Source organism: Micromonospora sp. LOL_023 (assembly GCF_048060115.1).
Lineage (GTDB): Bacteria > Actinomycetota > Actinomycetes > Mycobacteriales > Micromonosporaceae > Micromonospora_E.
On the sequence record NZ_JBHMIM010000039.1, the window covers coordinates 1 to 20,558 of the forward strand.

General features: G+C 70.3%; 18 protein-coding genes. 15 read left to right on the top strand and 3 right to left on the bottom strand.

Features of this window, described 5'->3' with window-relative positions; translation table 11 throughout:
• The first annotated feature begins 71 nt into the window (after positions 1-71).
• The 9 genes from mihF to ACFHVL_RS20450 all read left to right on the top strand — a co-directional run bounded on the left by mihF (position 72) and on the right by ACFHVL_RS20450 (position 9,252).
• Complete coding sequence (gene mihF, locus ACFHVL_RS20410; RefSeq protein ID WP_228544269.1) at positions 72-374, top strand: integration host factor, actinobacterial type; 303 nt, start codon at positions 72-74, stop codon at positions 372-374.
• 32 nt (positions 375-406) lie between these two features.
• Positions 407-1,006 (top strand): guanylate kinase, encoded by a 600-nt coding sequence (gene gmk / locus ACFHVL_RS20415; protein ID WP_416629941.1) that lies wholly within the window; start codon positions 407-409, stop codon positions 1,004-1,006.
• Positions 1,007-1,118: 112 nt separating this feature from the next.
• The gene (gene rpoZ, locus ACFHVL_RS20420) at positions 1,119-1,382 is read left to right on the top strand and encodes a DNA-directed RNA polymerase subunit omega (RefSeq protein ID WP_088984941.1); all 264 of its coding nucleotides are present in this window, start codon (positions 1,119-1,121) and stop codon (positions 1,380-1,382) included.
• Between the two features lie 26 nt (positions 1,383-1,408).
• Entirely contained in the window at positions 1,409-2,611 is a 1,203-nt protein-coding gene (coaBC, locus tag ACFHVL_RS20425) for a bifunctional phosphopantothenoylcysteine decarboxylase/phosphopantothenate--cysteine ligase CoaBC (RefSeq protein ID WP_416629851.1), read from the top strand.
• Positions 2,612-2,734: 123 nt separating this feature from the next.
• Positions 2,735-3,931, top strand: coding sequence for a methionine adenosyltransferase (gene metK, locus ACFHVL_RS20430; protein WP_416629852.1), 1,197 nt, complete (start codon positions 2,735-2,737; stop codon positions 3,929-3,931).
• Between the two features lie 129 nt (positions 3,932-4,060).
• Positions 4,061-6,016: a primosomal protein N' gene (locus ACFHVL_RS20435; protein ID WP_416629942.1), complete on the top strand. Its 1,956-nt coding sequence runs from the start codon at positions 4,061-4,063 to the stop codon at positions 6,014-6,016.
• A gap of 202 nt (positions 6,017-6,218) precedes the next feature.
• A complete protein-coding gene (gene def, locus ACFHVL_RS20440) occupies positions 6,219-6,809 on the top strand; it encodes a peptide deformylase (RefSeq protein WP_416629853.1) in 591 nt (196 codons plus the stop codon).
• 5 nt (positions 6,810-6,814) lie between these two features.
• Entirely contained in the window at positions 6,815-7,753 is a 939-nt protein-coding gene (fmt, locus tag ACFHVL_RS20445) for a methionyl-tRNA formyltransferase (RefSeq protein WP_416629944.1), read from the top strand.
• Complete coding sequence (locus ACFHVL_RS20450) at positions 7,750-9,252, top strand: RsmB/NOP family class I SAM-dependent RNA methyltransferase (RefSeq protein ID WP_416629855.1); 1,503 nt, start codon at positions 7,750-7,752, stop codon at positions 9,250-9,252. Before fmt ends, ACFHVL_RS20450 begins: the two co-directional genes overlap by 4 nt.
• On the opposite strand, the gene ACFHVL_RS20455 is transcribed toward ACFHVL_RS20450, so the two are convergent.
• Both ACFHVL_RS20455 and ACFHVL_RS20460 read right to left on the bottom strand, forming a co-directional pair.
• Entirely contained in the window at positions 9,243-10,148 is a 906-nt protein-coding gene (locus ACFHVL_RS20455; protein WP_416629856.1) for a septum formation family protein, read from the bottom strand. The two genes, ACFHVL_RS20450 and ACFHVL_RS20455, sit on opposite strands and share 10 nt — an antisense overlap.
• Before the next feature lie 171 nt (positions 10,149-10,319).
• Positions 10,320-11,270 carry a hypothetical protein gene (locus tag ACFHVL_RS20460; protein WP_416629858.1) on the bottom strand — a complete coding sequence of 317 codons (951 nt, stop codon included), beginning with the start codon at positions 11,268-11,270 and terminating at the stop codon, positions 10,320-10,322.
• Between the two features lie 384 nt (positions 11,271-11,654).
• On the opposite strand from ACFHVL_RS20460, the gene ACFHVL_RS20465 reads away from it, so the two are divergent.
• Entirely contained in the window at positions 11,655-11,777 is a 123-nt protein-coding gene (locus ACFHVL_RS20465; protein WP_416629859.1) for a hypothetical protein, read from the top strand.
• 49 nt (positions 11,778-11,826) lie between these two features.
• On the opposite strand, the gene ACFHVL_RS20470 is transcribed toward ACFHVL_RS20465, so the two are convergent.
• Entirely contained in the window at positions 11,827-12,849 is a 1,023-nt protein-coding gene (locus ACFHVL_RS20470) for a LacI family DNA-binding transcriptional regulator (RefSeq protein WP_416629861.1), read from the bottom strand.
• 147 nt (positions 12,850-12,996) lie between these two features.
• Between ACFHVL_RS20470 and ACFHVL_RS20475 the strand changes: the two genes are divergently transcribed.
• Genes ACFHVL_RS20475 through ACFHVL_RS20495 form a run of 5 tightly spaced genes read left to right on the top strand, consistent with a single transcriptional unit; the run spans position 12,997 to position 20,356 of the window.
• Positions 12,997-15,024 carry a beta-galactosidase gene (locus tag ACFHVL_RS20475; protein ID WP_416629863.1) on the top strand — a complete coding sequence of 676 codons (2,028 nt, stop codon included), beginning with the start codon at positions 12,997-12,999 and terminating at the stop codon, positions 15,022-15,024.
• A complete protein-coding gene (locus ACFHVL_RS20480) occupies positions 15,021-15,962 on the top strand; it encodes a carbohydrate ABC transporter permease (protein WP_416629865.1) in 942 nt (313 codons plus the stop codon). The genes ACFHVL_RS20475 and ACFHVL_RS20480 overlap by 4 nt, the downstream gene beginning before the upstream one ends.
• Complete coding sequence (locus tag ACFHVL_RS20485) at positions 15,959-16,858, top strand: carbohydrate ABC transporter permease (protein WP_416629866.1); 900 nt, start codon at positions 15,959-15,961, stop codon at positions 16,856-16,858. Before ACFHVL_RS20480 ends, ACFHVL_RS20485 begins: the two co-directional genes overlap by 4 nt.
• A gap of 55 nt (positions 16,859-16,913) precedes the next feature.
• Positions 16,914-18,242 carry a sugar ABC transporter substrate-binding protein gene (locus ACFHVL_RS20490; protein ID WP_416629868.1) on the top strand — a complete coding sequence of 443 codons (1,329 nt, stop codon included), beginning with the start codon at positions 16,914-16,916 and terminating at the stop codon, positions 18,240-18,242.
• A gap of 5 nt (positions 18,243-18,247) precedes the next feature.
• Positions 18,248-20,356 carry an alpha-galactosidase gene (locus ACFHVL_RS20495; protein WP_416629869.1) on the top strand — a complete coding sequence of 703 codons (2,109 nt, stop codon included), beginning with the start codon at positions 18,248-18,250 and terminating at the stop codon, positions 20,354-20,356.
• The last annotated feature ends 202 nt before the right edge of the window (positions 20,357-20,558 follow it).

The following is a 20,558-nucleotide window of genomic DNA, read 5'->3' on the forward strand; positions in this document are numbered from 1 at the left end:
AGCACAACCGAACCACCTGAGCCGAGTACCGGCACTACACCCAGTCGCGGACCGTTACTCGCAAAGGCTCACTGACCCCCGAACAGCGCGCAGCCGCGCTGGAGAAGGCCGCGGAGATCCGTAAGGCCCGTGCTGAGTTGAAGGAGCAGCTCAAGCAGGGCAAGACCACCCTCGCCGCCGTGCTCGCCCGGGCGGAGTCCGACGACGTTGTCGGCAAGCTCAAGGTCTCCGCCGTGCTGCAGGCGATGCCGGGCATCGGCAAGATCCGGGCGACCCAGATCATGGAGAAGCTCAAGATCGCCGACAGCCGGCGTCTCCGTGGCCTCGGCGAGCAGCAGCGCAAGGCGCTGCTCGGGGAGTTCGCCGCGAACTGATTCGCGGCAGGGTGTAGAAACAAGCAGTGACCATGCATGACGACGCGCTCCCGGCAGCTCGGCTCACTGTCCTGTCCGGCCCCTCCGGGGTCGGCAAGGACAGCGTGATCGAGCTGATCCGGGAGCGCTCGCCCTGGATCTGGCTGTCCGTGTCGGTGACCACCCGGCCGATGCGCGACTACGAGGTCGACGGCGTCCACTACTACTTCGCCGACCGGTCCGAGTTCGAGCGGATGGCCGCCACCGGCCAGTTGCTGGAATGGGCCGAGTTCGCCGGCAATCTGTACGGCACCCCCCGTGCGGCCGTCGAACGACGGCTGCAGGCCGGTGAGCCGGTGCTGCTCAAGATCGACCTGCAGGGTGCCCGCCAGGTACGCGAGGCGATGCCGCAGGCGCAGCTGGTCTTCCTCGCCCCGCCGAGCGTCGAGGAGCTGAAGCGACGCCTCGTCGGGCGGGGTACCGACGACGAGGAGACGATCCTCCGGCGGCTCGCCCACGCCGACGAGGAGCTCGCCGCCGAGCAGGAGTTCGACGTGACCGTGGTGAATGACCAGGTCGAGCGGGCCGCCGCGGAGCTGGTAGGATTGCTCGGTTCATCGTTTCTGGCGCCTGCCCACCCGCAGCACAGCTGACGAAGACCTTGATCGACACGATGACCCCGACCGACGAAGACCAACAGCTGGCGCGCCCGCAGCTGACGACAGCGCCTGACGACCAGAGCCCGACGACACAGAGGTTGCATCCGTGGGAACCATCGCAAACCCGGAAGGCATCACCAACCCGCCCATCGACGAGTTGCTGGAGAAGACCTCGTCGAAGTACGCGCTGGTGATCTTCGCCGCCAAGCGCGCACGGCAGGTCAACGCCTACTACAGCCAGCTCGGCGAGGGTCTGCTGGAGTACGTCGGCCCGCTGGTCGAGACCACCCCGCAGGAGAAGCCGCTTTCCATCGCGATGCGGGAGATCAACGCCGGACTACTCACCGCCGAACCCACCGACCAGCCCTGAGTGCCGACACGCCACAGGTCGAGCCCGTGCGGGTCGTCCTCGGCGTCGGCGGCGGGATAGCCGCGTACAAAGCCTGTGAACTGCTGCGCCTGCTGACCGAGTCGGGACACCGGGTACGGGTCGTGCCCACCGCCGCCGCGCTCCGGTTCGTCGGGGCACCGACCTGGTCGGCGTTGTCCGGCCAGCCGGTCGTCGACGACGTGTGGACCGATGTCCACGAGGTGCCCCACGTGCGACTCGGACAGCAGGCGGATCTGGTTCTGGTCGCCCCGGCCACGGCCGACCTGATCGCCCGTGCCGCCCACGGGCTGGCCGACGATCTGTTGACTAACACCCTGCTCACCGCGCGCTGTCCGGTCGTGCTCGCTCCGGCGATGCACACCGAGATGTGGGAGCATCCGGCCACCACAGGCAATGTCGCCGTGCTGCGCGGCCGGGGCGTCCGGGTGATCGAGCCGGCGGTCGGCCGGCTGACCGGCACCGATTCGGGCAAGGGCCGGCTGCCCGACCCGCAAGAGATCTTCGAGGTCGCCCGCCGGGTACTGGCCCGGGGCGGCGCGGCCGCCGACCTCGTCGGCCGGCGCGTGGTGGTGACGGCCGGCGGGACCCGCGAGCCGCTCGACCCGGTGCGCTTCCTCGGCAACCGGTCCTCCGGCAAGCAGGGGTACGCCTTCGCCCGCACGGCGGTGGCCCGTGGTGCCAGTGTGACCCTGATCTCGGCGAACGTGACGCTGCCCGTGCCGGCCGGGGTGGACCTGGTCCGGGTCGGGGACACCGAGCAGTTGCGGGTCGCCACGCTTGCCGCCGCCCGGCGGGCGGACGTGGTGGTGATGGCCGCGGCACCGGCGGACTTCCGCCCGGCCACCTACGCTCCCGAAAAGATCAAGAAAGGTGAATCCGATCGCGCGCCGGTGATAGAACTGGTCACGAATCCGGACATCGCCGCCGAGCTGGGTGCGGCGAAGCCTGCCGGGCAGGTCCTCGTCGCGTTCGCCGCCGAAACCGGTGACCTGGTGGCGAATGCCAAGGAGAAGCTGGCGCGCAAGAACGCCGACCTGATTGTCGCGAACCAGGTCGGCGCCGAGCTGGTCTTCGGCTCCGACGTCAACGCCGCCACGGTGCTCGGTGCCGACGGCTCGTCCACCGTCCTGGACGAGCGGGACAAGGAGCAACTGGCCGACGACGTCTGGGACCTGGTGGCCGCCCGCCTGTCGGCCGGCCCGCCCTGACCCGCGAGTCACGCTGACCCGCGTCCTGACACCCCGGGTTCTCCTAGGTTGCTGGCTGAAACCAGACGTCCGGGTTAATGATTAGACTGCCATGAACCGTTGATTTCCGATTCAAGGAGTACCGTGGCACGCCGTCTTTTTACCTCCGAGTCTGTCACGGAGGGCCACCCGGACAAGATCGCCGACCAGATCAGTGACGGGATCCTCGATGCGTTGCTGACCCAGGACCCACAGTCGCGGGTCGCGGTCGAGACGCTGATCACCACCGGCCAGGTCCACGTCGCGGGTGAGGTCACCACCCAGGCGTACGCCGACATCCCGGCGATCGTGCGGGAGACGATCCTGGGGATCGGGTACGACTCGTCCAAGAAGGGTTTCGACGGCGCGTCATGTGGCGTGAGTGTGTCGATCGGCGCCCAGTCGCCGGACATCGCCCAGGGGGTCGACACCGCGATCGAGTTGCGGGTCGGTGAGTCGGCCGATGACGCGCTCGACGCGCAGGGCGCCGGTGACCAGGGCATGATGTTCGGGTTCGCCTGCTCGGAGACGCCGGAACTGATGCCGTTGCCGATCGCGTTGGCGCACCGGCTGGCGCGGCGGTTGTCGGCCACGCGTAAGGACGGGACGATCCCGTACCTGCGTCCGGACGGCAAGACGCAGGTGACGATCGAGTACGACGGGCTGCGGCCGGTGCGGTTGGACACTGTGGTGGTCTCCAGCCAGCACGCCGCGGACATCTCGTTGGAGTCGTTGCTCACCCCGGATGTCCGGGAGCACGTGATCGGTCCGGAGCTGGAGGGTCTCGGTCTGGAGACGGGGGGTTACCGGCTGTTGGTGAACCCGACGGGTCGGTTCGAGATCGGCGGGCCGATGGGGGATGCGGGTCTGACCGGTCGGAAGATCATCGTGGACACCTACGGTGGGTACGCCCGGCATGGTGGTGGTGCGTTCTCCGGCAAGGATCCGTCGAAGGTTGACCGGTCGGCGGCGTACGCGATGCGGTGGGTGGCGAAGAACGTGGTGGCCGCCGGCCTGGCGGAGCGGTGTGAGACGCAGGTGGCGTACGCGATCGGCAAGGCGCACCCGGTGAGCTTGTTCGTGGAGACGTTCGGTACGGAGAACGTGCCGGTGGAGCGGATCGAGCGGGCGATCGGTGAGGTGTTCGATCTGCGGCCGGCGGCGATCATCCGGGATCTGGATCTACTGCGGCCGATCTACCGGCCGACGGCGGCGTACGGCCACTTTGGTCGGGAGTTGCCGGAATTCAGCTGGGAGAGCACCGAGCGGGCGGCCGACCTGAAGTCCGCCGCCGGCGCCTGACAGGCACTATCCCCGGCTGCGGATGGCGGGTCGCCGAACGCCTTCATCGGCGGGCAGGATGACGCGGTGAGCACCGGGGCGAAACGCGACCGGCAGCCGGCCGACCAGCTGCCGGTCGCGCGGGTCTGCGTGGATGTGCCGCTGGCTCACCTCGACCGCTTGTTCGACTATCTGGTGCCGGCGGAGCTCGACGACGGCGTGCGGCCGGGCACCCGGGTCCGGGTCCGCTTCGCCGGCCAACTGGTCGGTGGGTGGGTGCTGGACCGGGTGGCGGCCTCCGGCCACGACGGCAAGCTCGCCTTCCTCGACAAGCTCGTGTCGCCGGAGCCGGTGCTCACCGCCGAGGTGGCCCGGCTCGCCCGTGCGGTCGCCGACCGCTACGCCGGGCATCTCGCCGACGTTCTGCGCCTCGCGGTGCCGCCGCGGCACGCCCGGGTCGAGCAGCAACCGTATGACCTCGGCCTTGCCGGTCCGGCCGACGACCAAGCCGCACCCGTCCCGTCGGCCCGAGCCGACCGTGGTGGTGCTCCGGACACCGGGCATGGCTGGGCGGCGTACCCGGCCGGGCCGGCGTTCCTGCGGGCGCTGACCGATGCCCGTGCCGCCCGTGCCGTCTGGGCGGCGCTGCCCGGTGAGAACTGGGCCGCCCGGTACGCCGACGCCGTGGCCGCCACCGTTGGCGGGGGCCGCGGCGCGGTGGTGGTGTTGCCGGACGGACGAGACGTCGACCGGCTGGACACCGAGTTGGCTCGCCGCCTCGGCGCCGGCCGGCACGTCGTGCTCACCGCCGCGCTCGGTCCGGCCAAGCGGTACCGGGCCTTTCTGGCCGCCAGCCGAGGACTGGTCAAGGTCGTCATCGGCACCCGGGCGGCGATGTTCGCACCGGTTGCCGATCTTGGTCTGGCCGCCATCTGGGACGATGGTGACGACGTGCATGCCGAGCCCCGGGCCCCGTACCCGCACGCCCGCGACGTGCTGCTCACCCGGGCCCAGTTCGGCGAGACGGCGGTCCTGCTCGGTGGCTACGCCCGCTCCGGGGAGGCCCAGCAACTCATCGAGACCGGCTGGGCCCGGGAGATCGTCGGCGCGCGGACCGCCATCCGGCGGTCCGCGCCGCTGGTCACTCCCGCCGGCGACGACGCGCAACTGGCCCGCGATGCCGCCGCGGCCACGGCCCGGCTACCCAGTCTGGCCTTCACCACCGCGCGCGCGGCGTTGCAGGCCGGCACCCCGGTGCTGGTGCAGGTACCCCGGCGCGGCTACCTGCCGTCGGTTTCCTGCGCGCAATGCCGCAGTCCGGCCCGGTGCCCGCACTGCGCCGGACCCCTCGCCCTGCCGTCGGCCGGTGCTACCCCGGCGTGCCGCTGGTGCGGCCGGCCGGCCGCCGGCTACGCCTGTCCGCACTGCCAGGGCCGTCGGCTGCGGGCCGCGGTCACCGGTGCCCGACGCACCGCGGAGGAGTTGGGCCGCGCCTTCCCGGACACCGCGGTGCGAACCTCCGGCCGCGACGAGGTCCTCGCCGACGTACCAGCCGAACCCGCCGTGGTGGTGGCCACCCCGGGTGCCGAGCCGGTGGCTGCCGGTGGCTACGGGGCGGTGCTGCTGCTGGACACCTGGGCGCTGCTCACCCGCGCGGACCTGCGGTCCGCCGAGGAGGCGCTGCGGCGCTGGCTGTCCGCCGCCGCGCTTGCCCGCCCAGCCGCTGACGGCGGGCGGGTGGTGGTGGTCGCCGACGGCGGGCTGGCCCCGGTGCAGGCTCTGCTGCGCTGGGATCCAGGCTGGTTCGCCGGCCGGGAACTGGCTGACCGGCGGGAACTCGGCTTTCCGCCGACGGCCAGGATGGCCAGTGTGACCGGGTCTGCGGAGGCGGTCGCCGAACTGCTCGCCGCGTTGCGGCTGCCCGACGAGGCCGAACTGCTCGGCCCGGTTCCGGCTGCCGATGGCCAGGAGCGGATGCTGGTCCGGGTGCGTCGGTCGCAGGCCGCCGAGCTGGCGCGCCGGTTGCGCGAGGCGGCCGGTACGCGGTCCGCCCGCAAGGCGGCCCAGCCGGTGCGAATTCAGATCGACCCACTCGACTTGTTGTAGTGGGTTCGGTGCGCGCTCCGGTTGAGCACCGCCGTGGTGACGCACCACCTGCAACACCGGCCGGTACCCGCCACGGCCGTCGGACCACGACCCTGATCAAGCGTTGGTGCGCTGGCCGACGCGACGACCCCCGCGACTGGCACCATGCGGCCTGGCCGTACGTAGACTGGACGCACCGTATCCCACGAAGGAGTCCGTCCGCGTGACCGTCCAGCACATCCGACTATTCGGCGACCCGGTGCTGCGCACCCCGGCCGAGGCCGTGGTCGACTTCGACGCCGAGTTGCGTGGGCTCGTCGCCGACCTGACCGACAGCATGACCGATCAGAACGGCGCCGGCCTGGCCGCACCGCAACTGGGTGTCGCGCTGCGGGTGTTCACCTTCCACGTCGACGACCTGCTCGGTCATCTGGTCAACCCGGTGCTGGAGTTTCCCGACGAGGAGGAACAGGACGGCCCGGAGGGCTGCCTGTCCATTCCCGGCCTGTACTTCGACACCAAGCGTCGGCAGAACGTCGTCGCGAAGGGCTTCAACGAGTACGGCGATCCGCTGCAGATCGTCGGCAGCGGTCTGATGGCACGCTGCGTGCAGCACGAGACCGATCATCTCGACGGGGTGCTGTTCCTCGATCGACTCGACCCGGCGACCCGTAAGGAAGCGATGAAGGCGATCCGCGAGGCGGACTGGTACGACGAGACCGCTCCGCCGACGGTCAAGGTCAGCCCACATCGCTCGGCCGGCGGGCTGTTCCGCCCGGGTGCGGCGACCAGTCCGTTCGGGTTCGGCCGGTGACCGGCCTGCGGCTGGCTTTCGCCGGCACCCCAGCGGTTGCCGTGCCCGCGTTGGACGCGATCGCCGCCAGTGGTCATGAACTCGTTGCGGTCGTGACCCGTCCGGACGCGCCGGCTGGTCGGGGTCGCCGGCTGGTCAGGTCGCCGGTCGGTGCCTGGGCCGACGAGCGTGGCATCGAGGTGCTGACCCCGCAACGGCCCCGTGAGCCGCAGTTCCTGGACCGGCTGCGCGAGCTGGGTCCGGACTGCGTGCCGGTGGTCGCCTACGGTGCGTTGGTTCCGCCCGTCGCCCTGACGATCCCGGCGAACGGCTGGGTCAACCTGCACTTCTCCCTGCTGCCGGCCTGGCGCGGTGCCGCTCCGGTGCAGCATGCCGTCCTGCACGGTGACGAGGTGACCGGTGCCAGCGTGTTCCAGCTGGAGGAAGGGCTCGACACCGGGCCGGTGTTCGGCACGGTGACCGACGAGGTACGGCCGACCGACACCTCCGGTGACCTGTTGGGGCGGCTGGCGCACAGCGGCGCTCAACTGCTGGTCGCGGTGCTCGACGGGATCGCCGCGGGCACCGCCCGGGCGGTGCCGCAGCCGGCCGACGTGGTGTCCCTGGCCCCGAAGCTGACGGTGCCCGACGCCCGGTTGCGCTGGGCCGAGCCCGCCTTCGCGGTGGATCGCCGGGCCCGGGCCTGTACCCCGGCCCCGGGCGCGTGGACCATGTTCCGCGACGAGCGGGTGAAGCTCGGCCCGGTCCGTCCGGTGCCGGACGGTCCGGAGCTCAAACCGGGGGAGTTGCTGGTGGAACGCAACCGGCTGCTGGTCGGTACGGCGACGTCGCCGGTGGCCCTCGGCGAGGTGCGCGCCGCCGGCAAGAAGGCGATGTCGGCGGCAGACTGGGCACGCGGTGCCCGGGTCACCACCACCACCACCACCGGCGAGTTTTTTCAGTGAGCGCGAGGAGTGAGGGAGCGCAGCGAGTGGGTCGGGATCCGGCGCGCGGTGATCGTCCGGACCGGGGCCGCCGAGGCGGTGCGGGTCGGGACCAGGACTCCCGGGCGGATCGCCCGCAGCGCGGCGGCCGCCGCCGGATCGACCCTGCGCGCGACGCCGCGTACGAGGCGGTCGCGGCGGTGTACCGCGACGACGCGTACGCGAACCTGGCGCTGTCGGAGATCCTGCGTGACCGGGAGTTGCGGGGCCGGGACGCGGCCTTCGCGACCGAGTTGACCTACGGGACGCTGCGGATGATCGGCACTCTCGATCTGATCATCGCCCGGGCGGCTGGTCGTGACATCGAACGGATCGACCCACCGGCCCGCGACGCGCTGCGCATCGGTGCCTACCAGTTGCTGAACACCCGGGTGCCGGCGCACGCCGCCGTGTCGGCGACGGTGGATCTGGTGCACAACGTGGCACCGGGCGCGGTGGGGTTCGCCAACGCCGTACTGCGGGAGATCTCCAGCCGTGACCTGGACGCCTGGGTCGCGGAGCTGGCGCCGGACGAGCAGACCGACCCGATCGGGCACCTGGCGGTGACGTACCACCATCCGCCGTGGATCGTGCGGGCGTTCGCCGAGGCGCTCGGTGACGATCTGGGGGAGACGACCCGGCTGCTCATCGAGAACAACGAGCGCCCACCGGTGCATCTGTGTGCCCGGCCGGGCCGGGCCGGTGCGGTCGAGGTGGCCGACGAGGTCGGTGGGGCACCGGGGGTGTTCTCGCCGTACGCCGTCTATCTCGCTGGCGGCGCGCCGGGTGAGCTGGCGGCGGTGCGGCAGGGTCGGGCACACGTGCAGGACGAGGGATCGCAGTTGATGGCGGCGGCGTTGGTGGCCGCGCCGGTGTCCGGTTCGGACAATCGCTGGCTGGATCTGTGTGCCGGGCCGGGCGGCAAGGCGGCGCTGTTGGGGGCGATCGCCGCCGGGCGGGGGGCCGAGGTCACCGCGGTGGAGATCGCCGCGCACCGGGCTCGCCTGGTGGAGCAGACGGTACGCGGACTTCCGGTGACCGTGCGGGTGACGGATGGCCGTCAGGTCGGTGCCGGCGAGGATGTTCCGGCGGACTCGTTCGACCGGGTGCTGGTCGACGCCCCGTGCACCGGGCTCGGTTCGCTGCGTCGCCGACCAGAGTCTCGCTGGCGTCGACAGCCGTCGGACCTGCCGCCGTTGACCCGCTTGCAGCGGGAGCTGCTGGTGGCCGGGCTGCGGGCGGTGCGTCCGGGCGGCGTGGTCGCCTACGTGACGTGTTCGCCGCACCGGGTGGAGACGCACGTGTCGGTCACCGAGGCGGCGCGGCGTGCCGGCGTACCGGTTGACTTCGTCGATGCGCGTCCGTTGTTGCCGGCGGGGATGCCCGGGCTGGGCGACGGGCCGTCGGTGCAGTTGTGGCCGCACCGTCACGGCACCGACGCGATGTTCCTGTCGGTGCTGCGCCGGACAGATCAGTCGTAGTGGATCGGTAGGGCGGTGGGGCCGCCGTCGCGGACCGATCCGGTCAGCGGCGGGTCGGCGCGCCAGAGCAGGCAACGTACGGTGAGGTGGCCGTCGTCCCATTCGTCCTTGAACGGATAGTCGTAGATGGTACCGAACCGGTGCCGCAGGTCGTCGTCGACTGGCAACTTGGCGTAGTCGGCGACGACCTGGCGGCAGCGTTCGTGGACCAGGTCGGCGTTGGCGGCGAGGTCGTCGTAGCTCAGTGACGGCTCGTGGTACAGCCCGGCGAATTCGCTCTGGTGCGACCGGGCACAGGCGACCGGTAGGAGTTGACCGACGTTGCTGCCGGTGACTGAATCCGGGGTGAAGCAGCCGTAGCGCAGTGCCCCGTCAGCGGCGAGCGTGCCGGCCAGGCTGGTGGTGCGGGGCACGAATGTCCGGTCCTGCATGCTGACCGTCTCGCCGATGTCGCACCGGTACCAGCGGGCGCCACCGGACCAGGCCTGGGTGGACGGCACGATGACCTCCAGCCGGACCCGACCGGCCGGCCAGTCGTCGCCGAGGAACTTCTTGACCTGCTGGTCGCAGTTGGCGCGGGCGAGGCGGCGGGTGGCCGATCCGGGGCTGGGTGCGCGGTCGCTTACCCCGTGCGCGCCGGTGAAGATTCCGACGAAGACGGTCTCCACCTCGTGTGGTAGGTCGCATCGGACCGGTGCGTAGTCCGCTCGGTGGCCGACCAGGCCGGCGGCGGTGGCGTGGCAGGTGCCGGTCCGCGGGGTGAACACTCTCGGCGTCGGCATCGACGCCCAACCGTCGGTCAACGAGTTGTTGCCGGCGGCCGGTGGTACCGCGCATCCCGCCGCTGTCGTCAGGACTGTGACTGCCAGGATCGGCCCGATCCACCACCGCCGCATCGCCTTACGCCTCCCCGTGTCCGGGTGATCGTAGGCGGTTAAGTCTACTTCATGTAGTCAAACAACTCGTTAGAGTGACCATCGATCCTGGTTGTCGCGGTTCTTCCTGTCACCGACGCCGACCCGATGGTCCATATAGGACCGTCGGGCCGGCGGGTGACGCTCCTCGGGTCAGCTCGGTTCGGGCTGGGTGAACGCGATGGTCTGCGGGCCGTTGGTGTGAATCGGCTCGCCGGTGGCGCTGGTGAAGTCGGTGCCGCCGTGCCAGCGCAACTCGCCGCTGCAAACACAGTGGACCTTAACTTGTTGCCGGGGCAGGACCATCAGCGATGTGCTGGTCTGCGCCTCGTCGAGCTCGACCACCCCGACCGGGTCCTTGGTGCTGACGTTGTGCAGCACGATCCGGCCCGGTCCCTGTGGTGGGTCGGCGATCTCGATGTTCACCGTGGTTCCGCCCTCGAGCTGGTACTCGTACGGTACGGCGTTGATGTCTGCGTCCACCGGTTCGGCGCGCAGCCGGTTGCCGACGTGACCGCTCCACTGGTACGGATATCCGTCGGCCTTGAACAGCAGTGGCCACTCGTACGGTCCGAGCCAGTCGATGGTGTAGCTGCCGTCCTCGGCCACCGGTGAGTACCGCGGATCCCGGGATCCGTCCGGGACCGGTGCCACGATGCCGACAGTGCCGTTGACGACCGGTGCCTCGTCGGTGCCGGTCACGGATCCGATGGCCAGCGAACGGGGATCGAGGCGGATGGTCGGGCCCGGCTTGATGTCGTCGGCGGTGAAGGTGAACCAGCGTGCGTTCTTCTGGGTTCCGGTTCCACCGGTCTGGCCTACCCATTGGGCACCGTACGGGCTGCCCGAGTCGGGCAACGCGAACAGGTTGTAGGACCCGGTACCGGGCACCGAGACGTTTACTCGTCCCCGTGAGTCGCTGCGGGAGGGGCACACGTCGGAAAAGCTGAATGTGAATACCGGTACGGCGAATACGCAGATGTCCGCGACCGGCTCGCTGGTGACGGCGTCCACCACGGTGGTGCGGATGCCGGGCCCGGTGAAGTCCGTGGTGGCGTACGCCTGTGGCGCGATCGTGGCGCCGGTCACCAGGGCGGAGGCCACGACGGCCCCGACTACGAGTCGCCGTTTCCGGTTGCCGGAGGACGGTGGTGCGACGGCGCGGTGTGCGCCGCCTGTGCCACGTGTGGCAAATCGGATGTTCTTCAAAGAGTTGCCCCTTTCACGTTTGTGTAACGGCTGGGTGTCAGATCAGTTTGTAGCACGGGAAAGGCGCGACAGCTGGTTGTGCTTGCCGTAAGAGTCGATGTTTCGTTGCCGTCAACGATCCATTTGCCAATGTCCTGGGTTGATCGGCTCGATAACGAGAATAGAAGTAACATTCGCCCGGCCCGAGTGCCTGGTGGTCAGGGCGTCGGTCTGTGGATCGGTGCGGCGGCGCCACATGATGATCCACGCGCCAGCCAGCCTGGTGGGAGTCCGGCGGGGGTGTACCGGCGTGACCCGTACGGGCAGGATGTCTTCGGGTCCAGCGCGAGCGCCGAGATCGACTGGGAGGACCACGGACTGGTCTGCGAGGTGCCGCTGGGCAGCGGCGGCTCTTCTCGGTAGGAAGGTGTTGACTGACCGCCGGACGGCTGATCGCGGCGGGCCTGGGTCGTCAGGCGGAGTCGCGCCAGACGACAGGGGTGGGCAGTAGTGCTCCGCCGGCGGCGATGTGGTCGCCGTTGATCTGGCTCAGCACCAGATCGGCGGCGCGGGCACCGATCTCCTTGGCCGGTTGATGGACGGTGGACAGCGGCGGATTGGTGCGTAGCGCCCAGGAACTGTCGTCGAACCCGACGACGCCGACGTCACCGGGGACCGTCCGGCCGGCCTCGCGCAGCACCTGGATCGCACCGGCGGCGACCGCGTCGGAGGCGGCGAAGACGCCGTCGACGTGGGGTGACTGTGCTAGCAGGGCCCGCATCCCGTCGACGCCACACGAGTAGTCGTAGAGCGGGACCTCGGCGACCAGGCGAGGGTCGAACCGGTCACCGAGGGCCTGCCGGAAGCCGGCGAGGCGGTCGGCACCGGAGTCCCGGTTCAGGGCGGCGGCGATCATGCCGATGCGGCGCCGGCCGGTGGCGGCCAGCCGGGTGGTGATCTCGCGGGCGGAACCGACGTTGTCGACGCCGACGAACGGGATCTCCTGCGCCAGATCGGGCGGGTGCCCGACGAAGGTGGCCGGAAGCTTCAGGTCGGTGACGACCCGGGTGATCGGGTCGTGGACGCGGGCCGAGACGATCACGGCACCGTCGACGAAGCCGCCGCTGAGGTAGCGGGCCACCCGTTTGGTGTCCCGGTCGGAGTCGATGACCAGGCTGACCATCTGGTACTCGGCGACGGAGAGCACCGAGTTGGCGCCCAGCATGATCGAGCCGATGTTGGGGTCTTCCAGGAACAGCGAGTGCGGTTCCAGCACGATGAAGCCGACCGCCTGGGATCGCTGGGTCACCAGGTTGCGGGCGGCAGTGTTGGGTACGTAGCCGACCTCGGCGATGGCGGCGACGATCGCGGCGCGGGAGGTGGGGGAGACGTACCCGCCGTTGAGTACCCGGCTGACGGTGCCACGGGAGACGCCAGCGGCGGCGGCGACGTCGTGCACCGTGGCGCGGTTCGACGTCGGTCGGGGCCGGCTCACGTCGAACACTTTAGTAGCAGGGCCTTGACCTGCGGCGGAACGCGGTTCTAACGTGTGCACGTTCACACATTCGTTCGCCGGATGTTCGCTTCCCGAAATGTGTGCACGTGCACAGCCACCCAGCACCGACCAGCGAGGAACCGATTGATGACCCTGTCGCCCGGCCGTCCCGCCGCGCCACTGGTGCCGCCGATCTGTGGCATCGCGCTGGGCTGCGACTACAACCCGGAGCAGTGGTCGGCGCGGGTGTGGCGGGAGGACGTCGCGCTGATGCGCCAGGCCGGCGTCGACCTGGTCGCGATCAACATCTTCGGCTGGTCGAGCGTCGAGCCCCGACCGGGCGAGTACGACTTCGCCGCGCTCGACGAGGTCGTCGACCTGCTGCACACCGCTGGCATCCGGCTCAATCTGGGCACCGGCACCGCGTCCCCGCCGCCCTGGCTGACGACCCGGCATCCCGAGGTGCTTCCCCAGGCGGCCGACGGCACCACCCGTTTCCCGGGCGGCCGGCAGGCCTGGTGCCCGAGCTCGCCGGTCTTCCGGGAACGGGCGTTGGCCCTGGTCGAGCAGGTCGCCCGACGGTACGGCCAACACCCCGCGCTGGCGCTGTGGCACGTCTCCAACGAACTCGGCTGTCACAACGCGCTGTGCTACGACGAGGCCAGTACGGTCGCGTTCCGCCGCTGGTTACGACAGCGCTACGGTAGCGTCGAGGTGCTCAACGACGCCTGGGGAACAGCGTTCTGGAGTCAGCGCTACAGCGACTGGGACGAGGTGGCCCCGCCCCGGACGAACCTGTCCGTGCCCAACCCGGCGCAGGTGCTGGACTTCCACCGGTTCAGCTCCGCGGAACTACTGGAGCACTACCGGGCCGAGGCTGCTGTGCTGCGTCGACACAGCGCCGCGCCAATTACCACTAATCTGATGGTAACCGCCCATATCAGGAACCTAGACTACTGGTCCTGGGCTCCCGAACTGGATGTCATCGCCAACGACCACTACCTGGACCACCGCCTCGGTGATCCGGTCGCCGAGCTTTCCTTCGCCGCCGACCTCACCCGTGGCCTGGCCGGCGGGGCACCCTGGATGTTGATGGAGCAGGCGGCCGGGGCGGTCAACTGGCAGCCCTGGAATCTCGCCAAGGAGCCAGGCCAGATGATCCGCAACTCGCTCACCCACATCGCCCGGGGCGCCGACTCGGTCTGCTTCTTTCAGTGGCGGGCCTCCGCCGCCGGCGCGGAGAAGTACCACTCCGCGATGCTGCCGCACGCCGGCACCGACACCACCGCCTGGCGGGAGGTGCTGCGGCTGTCCGACACGCTGGACCGTATCGACGAGGTCGCCGGCACCCGGGTACGAACCGACGTGGCCCTGCTGTTCGGCTGGGAGTCCTGGTGGTCGGCCGACGGTCCGGCCCGACCGTCGCAGGAGATCCGCTACCTCGACCAGGTGCACGCCGCCTACGCCGGACTGCGGGAACTCGGCGTCACCTGCGATGTCGTCGCCCCCGACGCCGACCTGACCGGCTACCGGCTGGTCGTCGTGCCCTGTCTGCACCTGGTCACCGACGACCAGGCGGCCGCCATCGCCCGCTACGTCGACGGCGGCGGCCAACTGCTGGTCACCTTCTACAGCGGCATCGTCGACGAACACGACCGGATCCGCCTCGGTGGGTACCCGGGTGCCTTCCGCGACCTGCTCGGCGTCGTCGGCGAGGAGTTCGTGCCGTTGCTGCCCGGCGACGAGATCACCCTGGACAACGGTGCCCGGGCCCGGTGGTGGACCGAACGGCTGCGGACCACCACCGCCACCGCGTTCGCCTGCTACGCCGACGGGCCGCTGCCGGGCACGCCGGCGGTCACCCGCAACAGCTACGGCGCCGGGACCGCCTGGTACGTGGCCACCGCACTGCACCCCGACGGGCTGCGCGACGTGCTCCGTGGCGCGATCGACGCCGCCGGGGTGGTGCCACCCGGCCCGGAGAACGACGGCTCGGTCGAGGTGGTCCGCCGCACCGGCGACGGCCGCAGCTACCTGTTCGTCGTCAACCACGGACGGCGCGAGCTGCACCACCCGGTCACCGGCCACGAGTTGGTCACCGACAAGCCGGTCACCGGGGTGCTGCGGGTCGGCCCCGGCGAGGTCCGTGTCGTCAGAGAGGAGCCGGTCAGGTGAGCAGAACCAGCGCGGCCGAGCACCGCGGCACCGCACGCACGTCCGTCGACGATCGAATCGGTCGCCGCCGGACGCCGGTGCCGCACAAGGGCGCCATCGCCATGTTCGTGGCGCCGTTCGGGGTGCTCTTCGCCCTGTTCTACGCCGTCCCGATCGGGTACGCCGTGGTCCAGTCGCTCTACGTCGTGGAGCGTACCGGCACCTTCGGTCCGGCCCGGGAGGTCTTCGGTGGCCTCGCCCAGTACCAGCGGGTCTTCGCCGACGGCCCGTTCTGGTCCTCGATCGGCCGGGTGCTGCTGTTCGGCGTCGTACAGGTGCCGGTGATGCTCGGTGTCGCCCTGCTGCTGGCGCTGCTGCTCGACTCCAACCTGGTACGCGGGCGTCGCTTCTTCCGGCTGGCGTTCTTCGTGCCGTACGCGGTGCCCGGCGTCGTCGCGGCGATCATGTGGGGCTTCCTCTACTCGCCGAACCTGTCGCCGTTCACCGCGGTGACCGCCGAGGTGGACCTGCTCGGCGCGGACCTGGTGCTGTGGGCCATCGCCAACGTCGTCACCTGGGTCTACGTCGGCTACAACATGCTGATCATCTATTCGTCGCTGCTGGCGATCCCGCCGGAGATTTACGAGGCGGCCCGGCTCGACGGTGCCGGTCAGGCCCGGATCGCCTGGTCCATCAAGATCCCGCTGGTGATGCCGGCGATCGTGCTGACCACCGTCTTCTCCATCATCGGCACCCTGCAGCTGCTGGCCGAACCGCAGGTGTTCCGCACCTTCAGCTCGGCGGTCTCCAGCACCTACACGCCCAACCTGACCGTCTACTCGACCTCGTCGATTCCGAACTTCAACCTGGCCGCGGCGTTCTCGGTGGTGCTCGCCTTGGCGACGTTCGTGCTGTCGTTCACGTTCCTGAAGTTCACCGGACGCCGGAGCGCCCGATGAGCGCCCCGATGAACGCCAGCCGTCCGGGTGCCGACCGGTCGCCGGCCGGCACGGCGACCAGGGAGAGCCTGCTGTCGCGTTCCGCGGCGATGCTGGTGATGCTGGTCTGCACCGCCTACTTCCTGGTGCCGATCTGGTGGCTGCTGGTCGCATCGGCCAAGCCGGACGGCCGGGTCACCCAGGGCAGCCCACTGTGGTTCGACGACTTCTCGCTCGTCGACAACGTCACCCAGGTGCTGACCTACCGGGACGGGGTCTTCCCCCGGTGGATCCTCAACAGCCTCGCCTACACCGGCGGCGCCGCCCTGATCGGTACCCTGCTCGCCGCGATGTGCGGGTACGCGCTGGCCAAGTACCGCTTTCCCGGCCGGGAGACGCTGTTCAACGTGGTCCTCGGCGGTGTACTGGTGCCGGCCACCGCGCTTGCCCTGCCGCTGTTCCTGATCTTCAGCCGGTTTGAGGCCACCAACACCTTCTGGTCGGTCTTCCTGCCCAGCCTGGTCAACCCGTTCGGCGTCTACCTGGCCCGGATCTACGCCGCGGCGAGCGTGCCGGACGACCTGTTGGAGGCGGCGCGCATCGACGGATCCGGCGAGGTGCGGACCTTCTTCACCGTCTCCACCCGGTTGATGCTGCCCGCCCTGGTCACCATCTTCCTGTTCCACTTCGTCGCCGTCTGGAACAACTTCCTGTTGCCGCTGATCATGCTCGGCGACGAGCGGCTGTTCCCGGTCACCCTCGGCCTCTACACCTGGAACACCCAGGTCAACCAGCTGCCGGAACTACGTGGCCTGGTCCTGGTCGGCGCACTGCTGTCGATCGTGCCGCTGATCGTCGCGTTCCTGATGCTGCAGCGCTTCTGGCGCAACGGCCTCGGCTCCGGCGCGGTCAAATGACGCACCATTTTTTCCCTTCGCAACTATCCATCCACCTTGAAAGAAGGACACTCTGATGCGCCTCACCGCGAAAACGGTCGGCGTGCTGTTGACCGGCACCCTAGCGCTGACCGCCTGCTCCTCTGGCGAATCTGACACCGACGGTGGCACCGCCGCCACCGACTGCAGCCCGTCCGACAGCCCGGTCACCCTCGACTTCACCTCCTGGATTCCCGGCATCGAGCAGGTCGTCGAGGTCTGGAACGAGCAGAACCCCGACATCCAGGTCAACGTGCAGACCGGCCCGAACGGCAACGGCGGTACGTACCAGAATTTCTTCAACCAACTGCAGGCCGGCAACGCACCCGACCTGGGCCAGATCGAGTACGACGCGTTGCCCAGCTTCCGGGTCCAGGACGGTCTGGTCGACCTCGGTGCCTGCGACATCGTGCTGGATGCCCAGGACCAGTTCGTCGACTGGACCTGGGGGCAGGTCAGCTTCGGAGAGGACGGCTCGGCGTTCGCCGTGCCGCAGGACGCCGGACCGATGGCGCTGTTCTACCGCTCGGACCTGTTCGAGGCCAACGGCATCGAAGTCCCCACCACCTGGGCGGAGTACGCGGCCGCCGCCGAGACGGTGCGGGCCGCCGGCGGCTACATCACCAACTTCTCGCAGAGCGACATCAACCAGTTCGCCGGACTGACCTGGCAGGCCGGTGGCCGGTGGTTCGGCAACGACGGTGACCAGTGGACGGTCGACTTCACCGACCCGCAGACCACCAAGGTGGCCGAGTACTGGCAGGACCTGATCGACCGGGACCTGGTCTCCACCGAGCCGCCGTGGACCACCGAATGGGACAACGCCTACAACAGCGGCTCCGCCTGGACCTGGGTTTCGGCGGTGTGGGGCGCCAACTCGATCAGCTCCGGGGCACCGGACACCGCGGGCAACTGGTCGGTGGCCCCGATGCCGCAGTGGAACGAAGGAGACTCGGTCGCCGGCAACTGGGGCGGCTCGTCGACGGCGGTGTTCCGCGGCTCCGAGCACGTCTACGAGGCCGCCCAGTTCGCTCTGTGGCTGAACACCTCCGAGGAGGCGCTGACCCTGCTCAACGCCGAGGCGAACCTCTACCCGGCGACCACCGCCGGTGCCCAACTGCCGGCACTGCGCGAAGGCGTCGAGTTCTACGGCGACCAGCCCATCTACGACGTCTTCGCCGAGGCTTCCGAGCAGGTCGCGGCGGACTTCGTGTGGGGCCCGACGATGACCCAGGTCTACGCCGACGCCTCTGACGGGTTCAAGGCAGCGGTGTCCGGGCAGGGCACCCTGCTGGACGCCTTGACCGACGCCCAAACCTCGACGGTGGATACCCTGAAGTCCCAGTCGATTCCGGTGCAGGAGTAGACAGTTTGATCGCGTACCTGCGGGCCGCGGGCACCAGCCTCGTGCTGGATGCCCGGGGCCCGCACCCGCCGGTGGTCCTGCACTGGGGCGCCGATCTGGGTGACCTGGCCGAGGACGAGCTGGTGGCCTTCGCTGACGCGGCGACCCCGGCTGTGCCGCCCAGCGCCGTGGACCATCCGCTGCGGCTGACCCTGCTGCCCACGCCGGGGCAGGGTTGGACCGGCCGGCCCGGCATCGCCGGACACTGGGCAGCGCCGTCGGGCACCGCATCGCAGGTCGACGACCTGCGGCTGCACGCGGTACGCCGTACCGGCGTCGGTGATCTCGCCGTCGAGTCGGCACCGGCCGGCGGCGGCCTGCTGGTGACCAGCGACCTGCGGCTCAGCGACCAGGGTGTGCTGCGGGTACGCCACCAGGTGCGCAACACCGCCCTCGTCGACCTGCACCTCGCCGCGCTCGACGTGCTGCTGCCGGTGCCGCCGCAGGCCGACGAGATCCTCGACTTCACCGGCCTGTGGTCACACGAGCGCCGCCCGCAGCGGGGCGCGCTGCGCCAGGGCGCGTGGACCCGGGAGACCCGCCACGGTCGGCCCGGTCACGACGACCCGTACCTGATGGTCGCCGGCACCGCCGGTTTCGGCTTCCGTACCGGTGCGGTGTGGGCGGCACACCTGGCGTGGAGCGGCGACAAACGGCTCTGGGCCGAACGGCAGGCCACCGGGCACAGCCTGCTCGGCACCGGCGAACTACTGGCCCCCGGCGAGATGATCCTGCCGCCCGGTGCCACCTACACCACCCCGTGGACCGTCGCCACCTGGTCCGACGCCGGCCTCGACGGGCTCTCCGCCCGGCTGCACGGCTGGATCCGGGCCCGCCGGCCCTCGCGCGGACCCCGCCCAGTGGTGCTCAACACCTGGGAAGCCGTCTACTTCGACCACGACCTCGACCGGCTCGCCGACCTGGTCGACGCCGCCGCCGAGGTCGGCGTCGAACGCTTCGTCCTCGACGACGGCTGGTTCACCGGCCGGGTCGACGACCGGCGGGCGCTCGGCGACTGGTACGTCGACCCACGGCGCTGGCCGGCCGGGCTGACGCCGTTGATCGACCGGGTGCGGGCCAGGGGCATGGACTTCGGCCTGTGGGTCGAACCGGAGATGATCAGCCCCGACTCCGAGCTGGCCCGGGCCCACCCCGACTGGGTGCTCGGCCCGGCACACGCCCCGACCTGGCGTCACCAGCGGGTCCTCGACCTGGCCAACCCGCACGCCTGGGGCTACCTGCGCGAGCGGCTCGGCGCGCTGCTGGGCGCCTACCCGATCGCGTACCTGAAATGGGACCACAACCGGGACCTGCTCGCCGCCGGCGGCGCTCACCGGCAGACGACGGCGCTGTACCGGCTGCTCGCCGACCTGCGGGTGGCCTTCCCCGACGTGGAGATCGAAAGCTGCGCCTCCGGCGGCGCCCGGATCGACCTCGGCATCGCTGAGCTGGTCGACAGGTTCTGGACCTCCGACACCAACGACCCGCTCGACCGGCAGCAGATCATGCGGTGGACCAGCGTACTGATGCCGTTGGAATACCTCGGCGGACATCTGGGTGCGGGCACCGCGCACGTCACCGGGCGCGCCACCGACCTCGGGTTCCGGCTGGCCACCGCGCTGTTCGGGCACGCCGGCATCGAGTGGGACCTGACCGCCGCGACCGCTGTCGAGCGTGGGTACGTCGCCGAATGGGTGGCCGCGTACCGGCGGCTGCGGTCGTTGCTGCACACCGGCACACTGGTGCGCTGCGACAGCCCTGATCCGGCCCGGCACCTGCACGGCGTAGTCGACGCCGCCCGCACGACCGGGGTGTACGCCCTGGTCGCCCTCGACGCGGCACGGTCGGCGCTGCCGGTGCCGCTGCGTCTGGCCGGGTTGGACCCGGACCGGCGCTACCTTGTCCGTCCACTGCGGATCGGCGTTGATCCGGTGACGATGCAGGTGCGACCGCCCGCCTGGCTGCGCGACGGCGCGGTGACCCTGCCCGGTCGGCTGCTGGCCGAGGTCGGGCTGCCCGCACCGCTGCTCAACCCGCAGCAGGCCGCACTGTTCACTGTCGACGCACTCGACTGACTGGTTCTTCGACAGCCCGAGCGAGCGGGCGCACCACGCGGCTGACCCGCGCACCGCGACATCAACCCGATCGTGTACGCCGAGATCTCGGTGCACATCGTCGCCCGCGGCGCATCGCTGCCGCGTCACCGGCCGGACATGCCGGCCAGTCGGCCGTTGACGCCCAGGTGACGCCGCGTCGGCAAAGGTCAGATCCACCGGC

Coding starts and splice junctions, on each gene's coding strand:
- gmk (WP_416629941.1), top strand. CDS start 407: ATGCATGACGACGCGCTCCCGGCAGCTCGGCTCACTGTCCTGTCCGGC.
- ACFHVL_RS20455 (WP_416629856.1), bottom strand. CDS start 10,148: ATGCGGCGGTGGTGGATCGGGCCGATCCTGGCAGTCACAGTCCTGACG.
- ACFHVL_RS20475 (WP_416629863.1), top strand. CDS start 12,997: ATGACCCTGTCGCCCGGCCGTCCCGCCGCGCCACTGGTGCCGCCGATC.
- ACFHVL_RS20485 (WP_416629866.1), top strand. CDS start 15,959: ATGAGCGCCCCGATGAACGCCAGCCGTCCGGGTGCCGACCGGTCGCCG.
- ACFHVL_RS20490 (WP_416629868.1), top strand. CDS start 16,914: ATGCGCCTCACCGCGAAAACGGTCGGCGTGCTGTTGACCGGCACCCTA.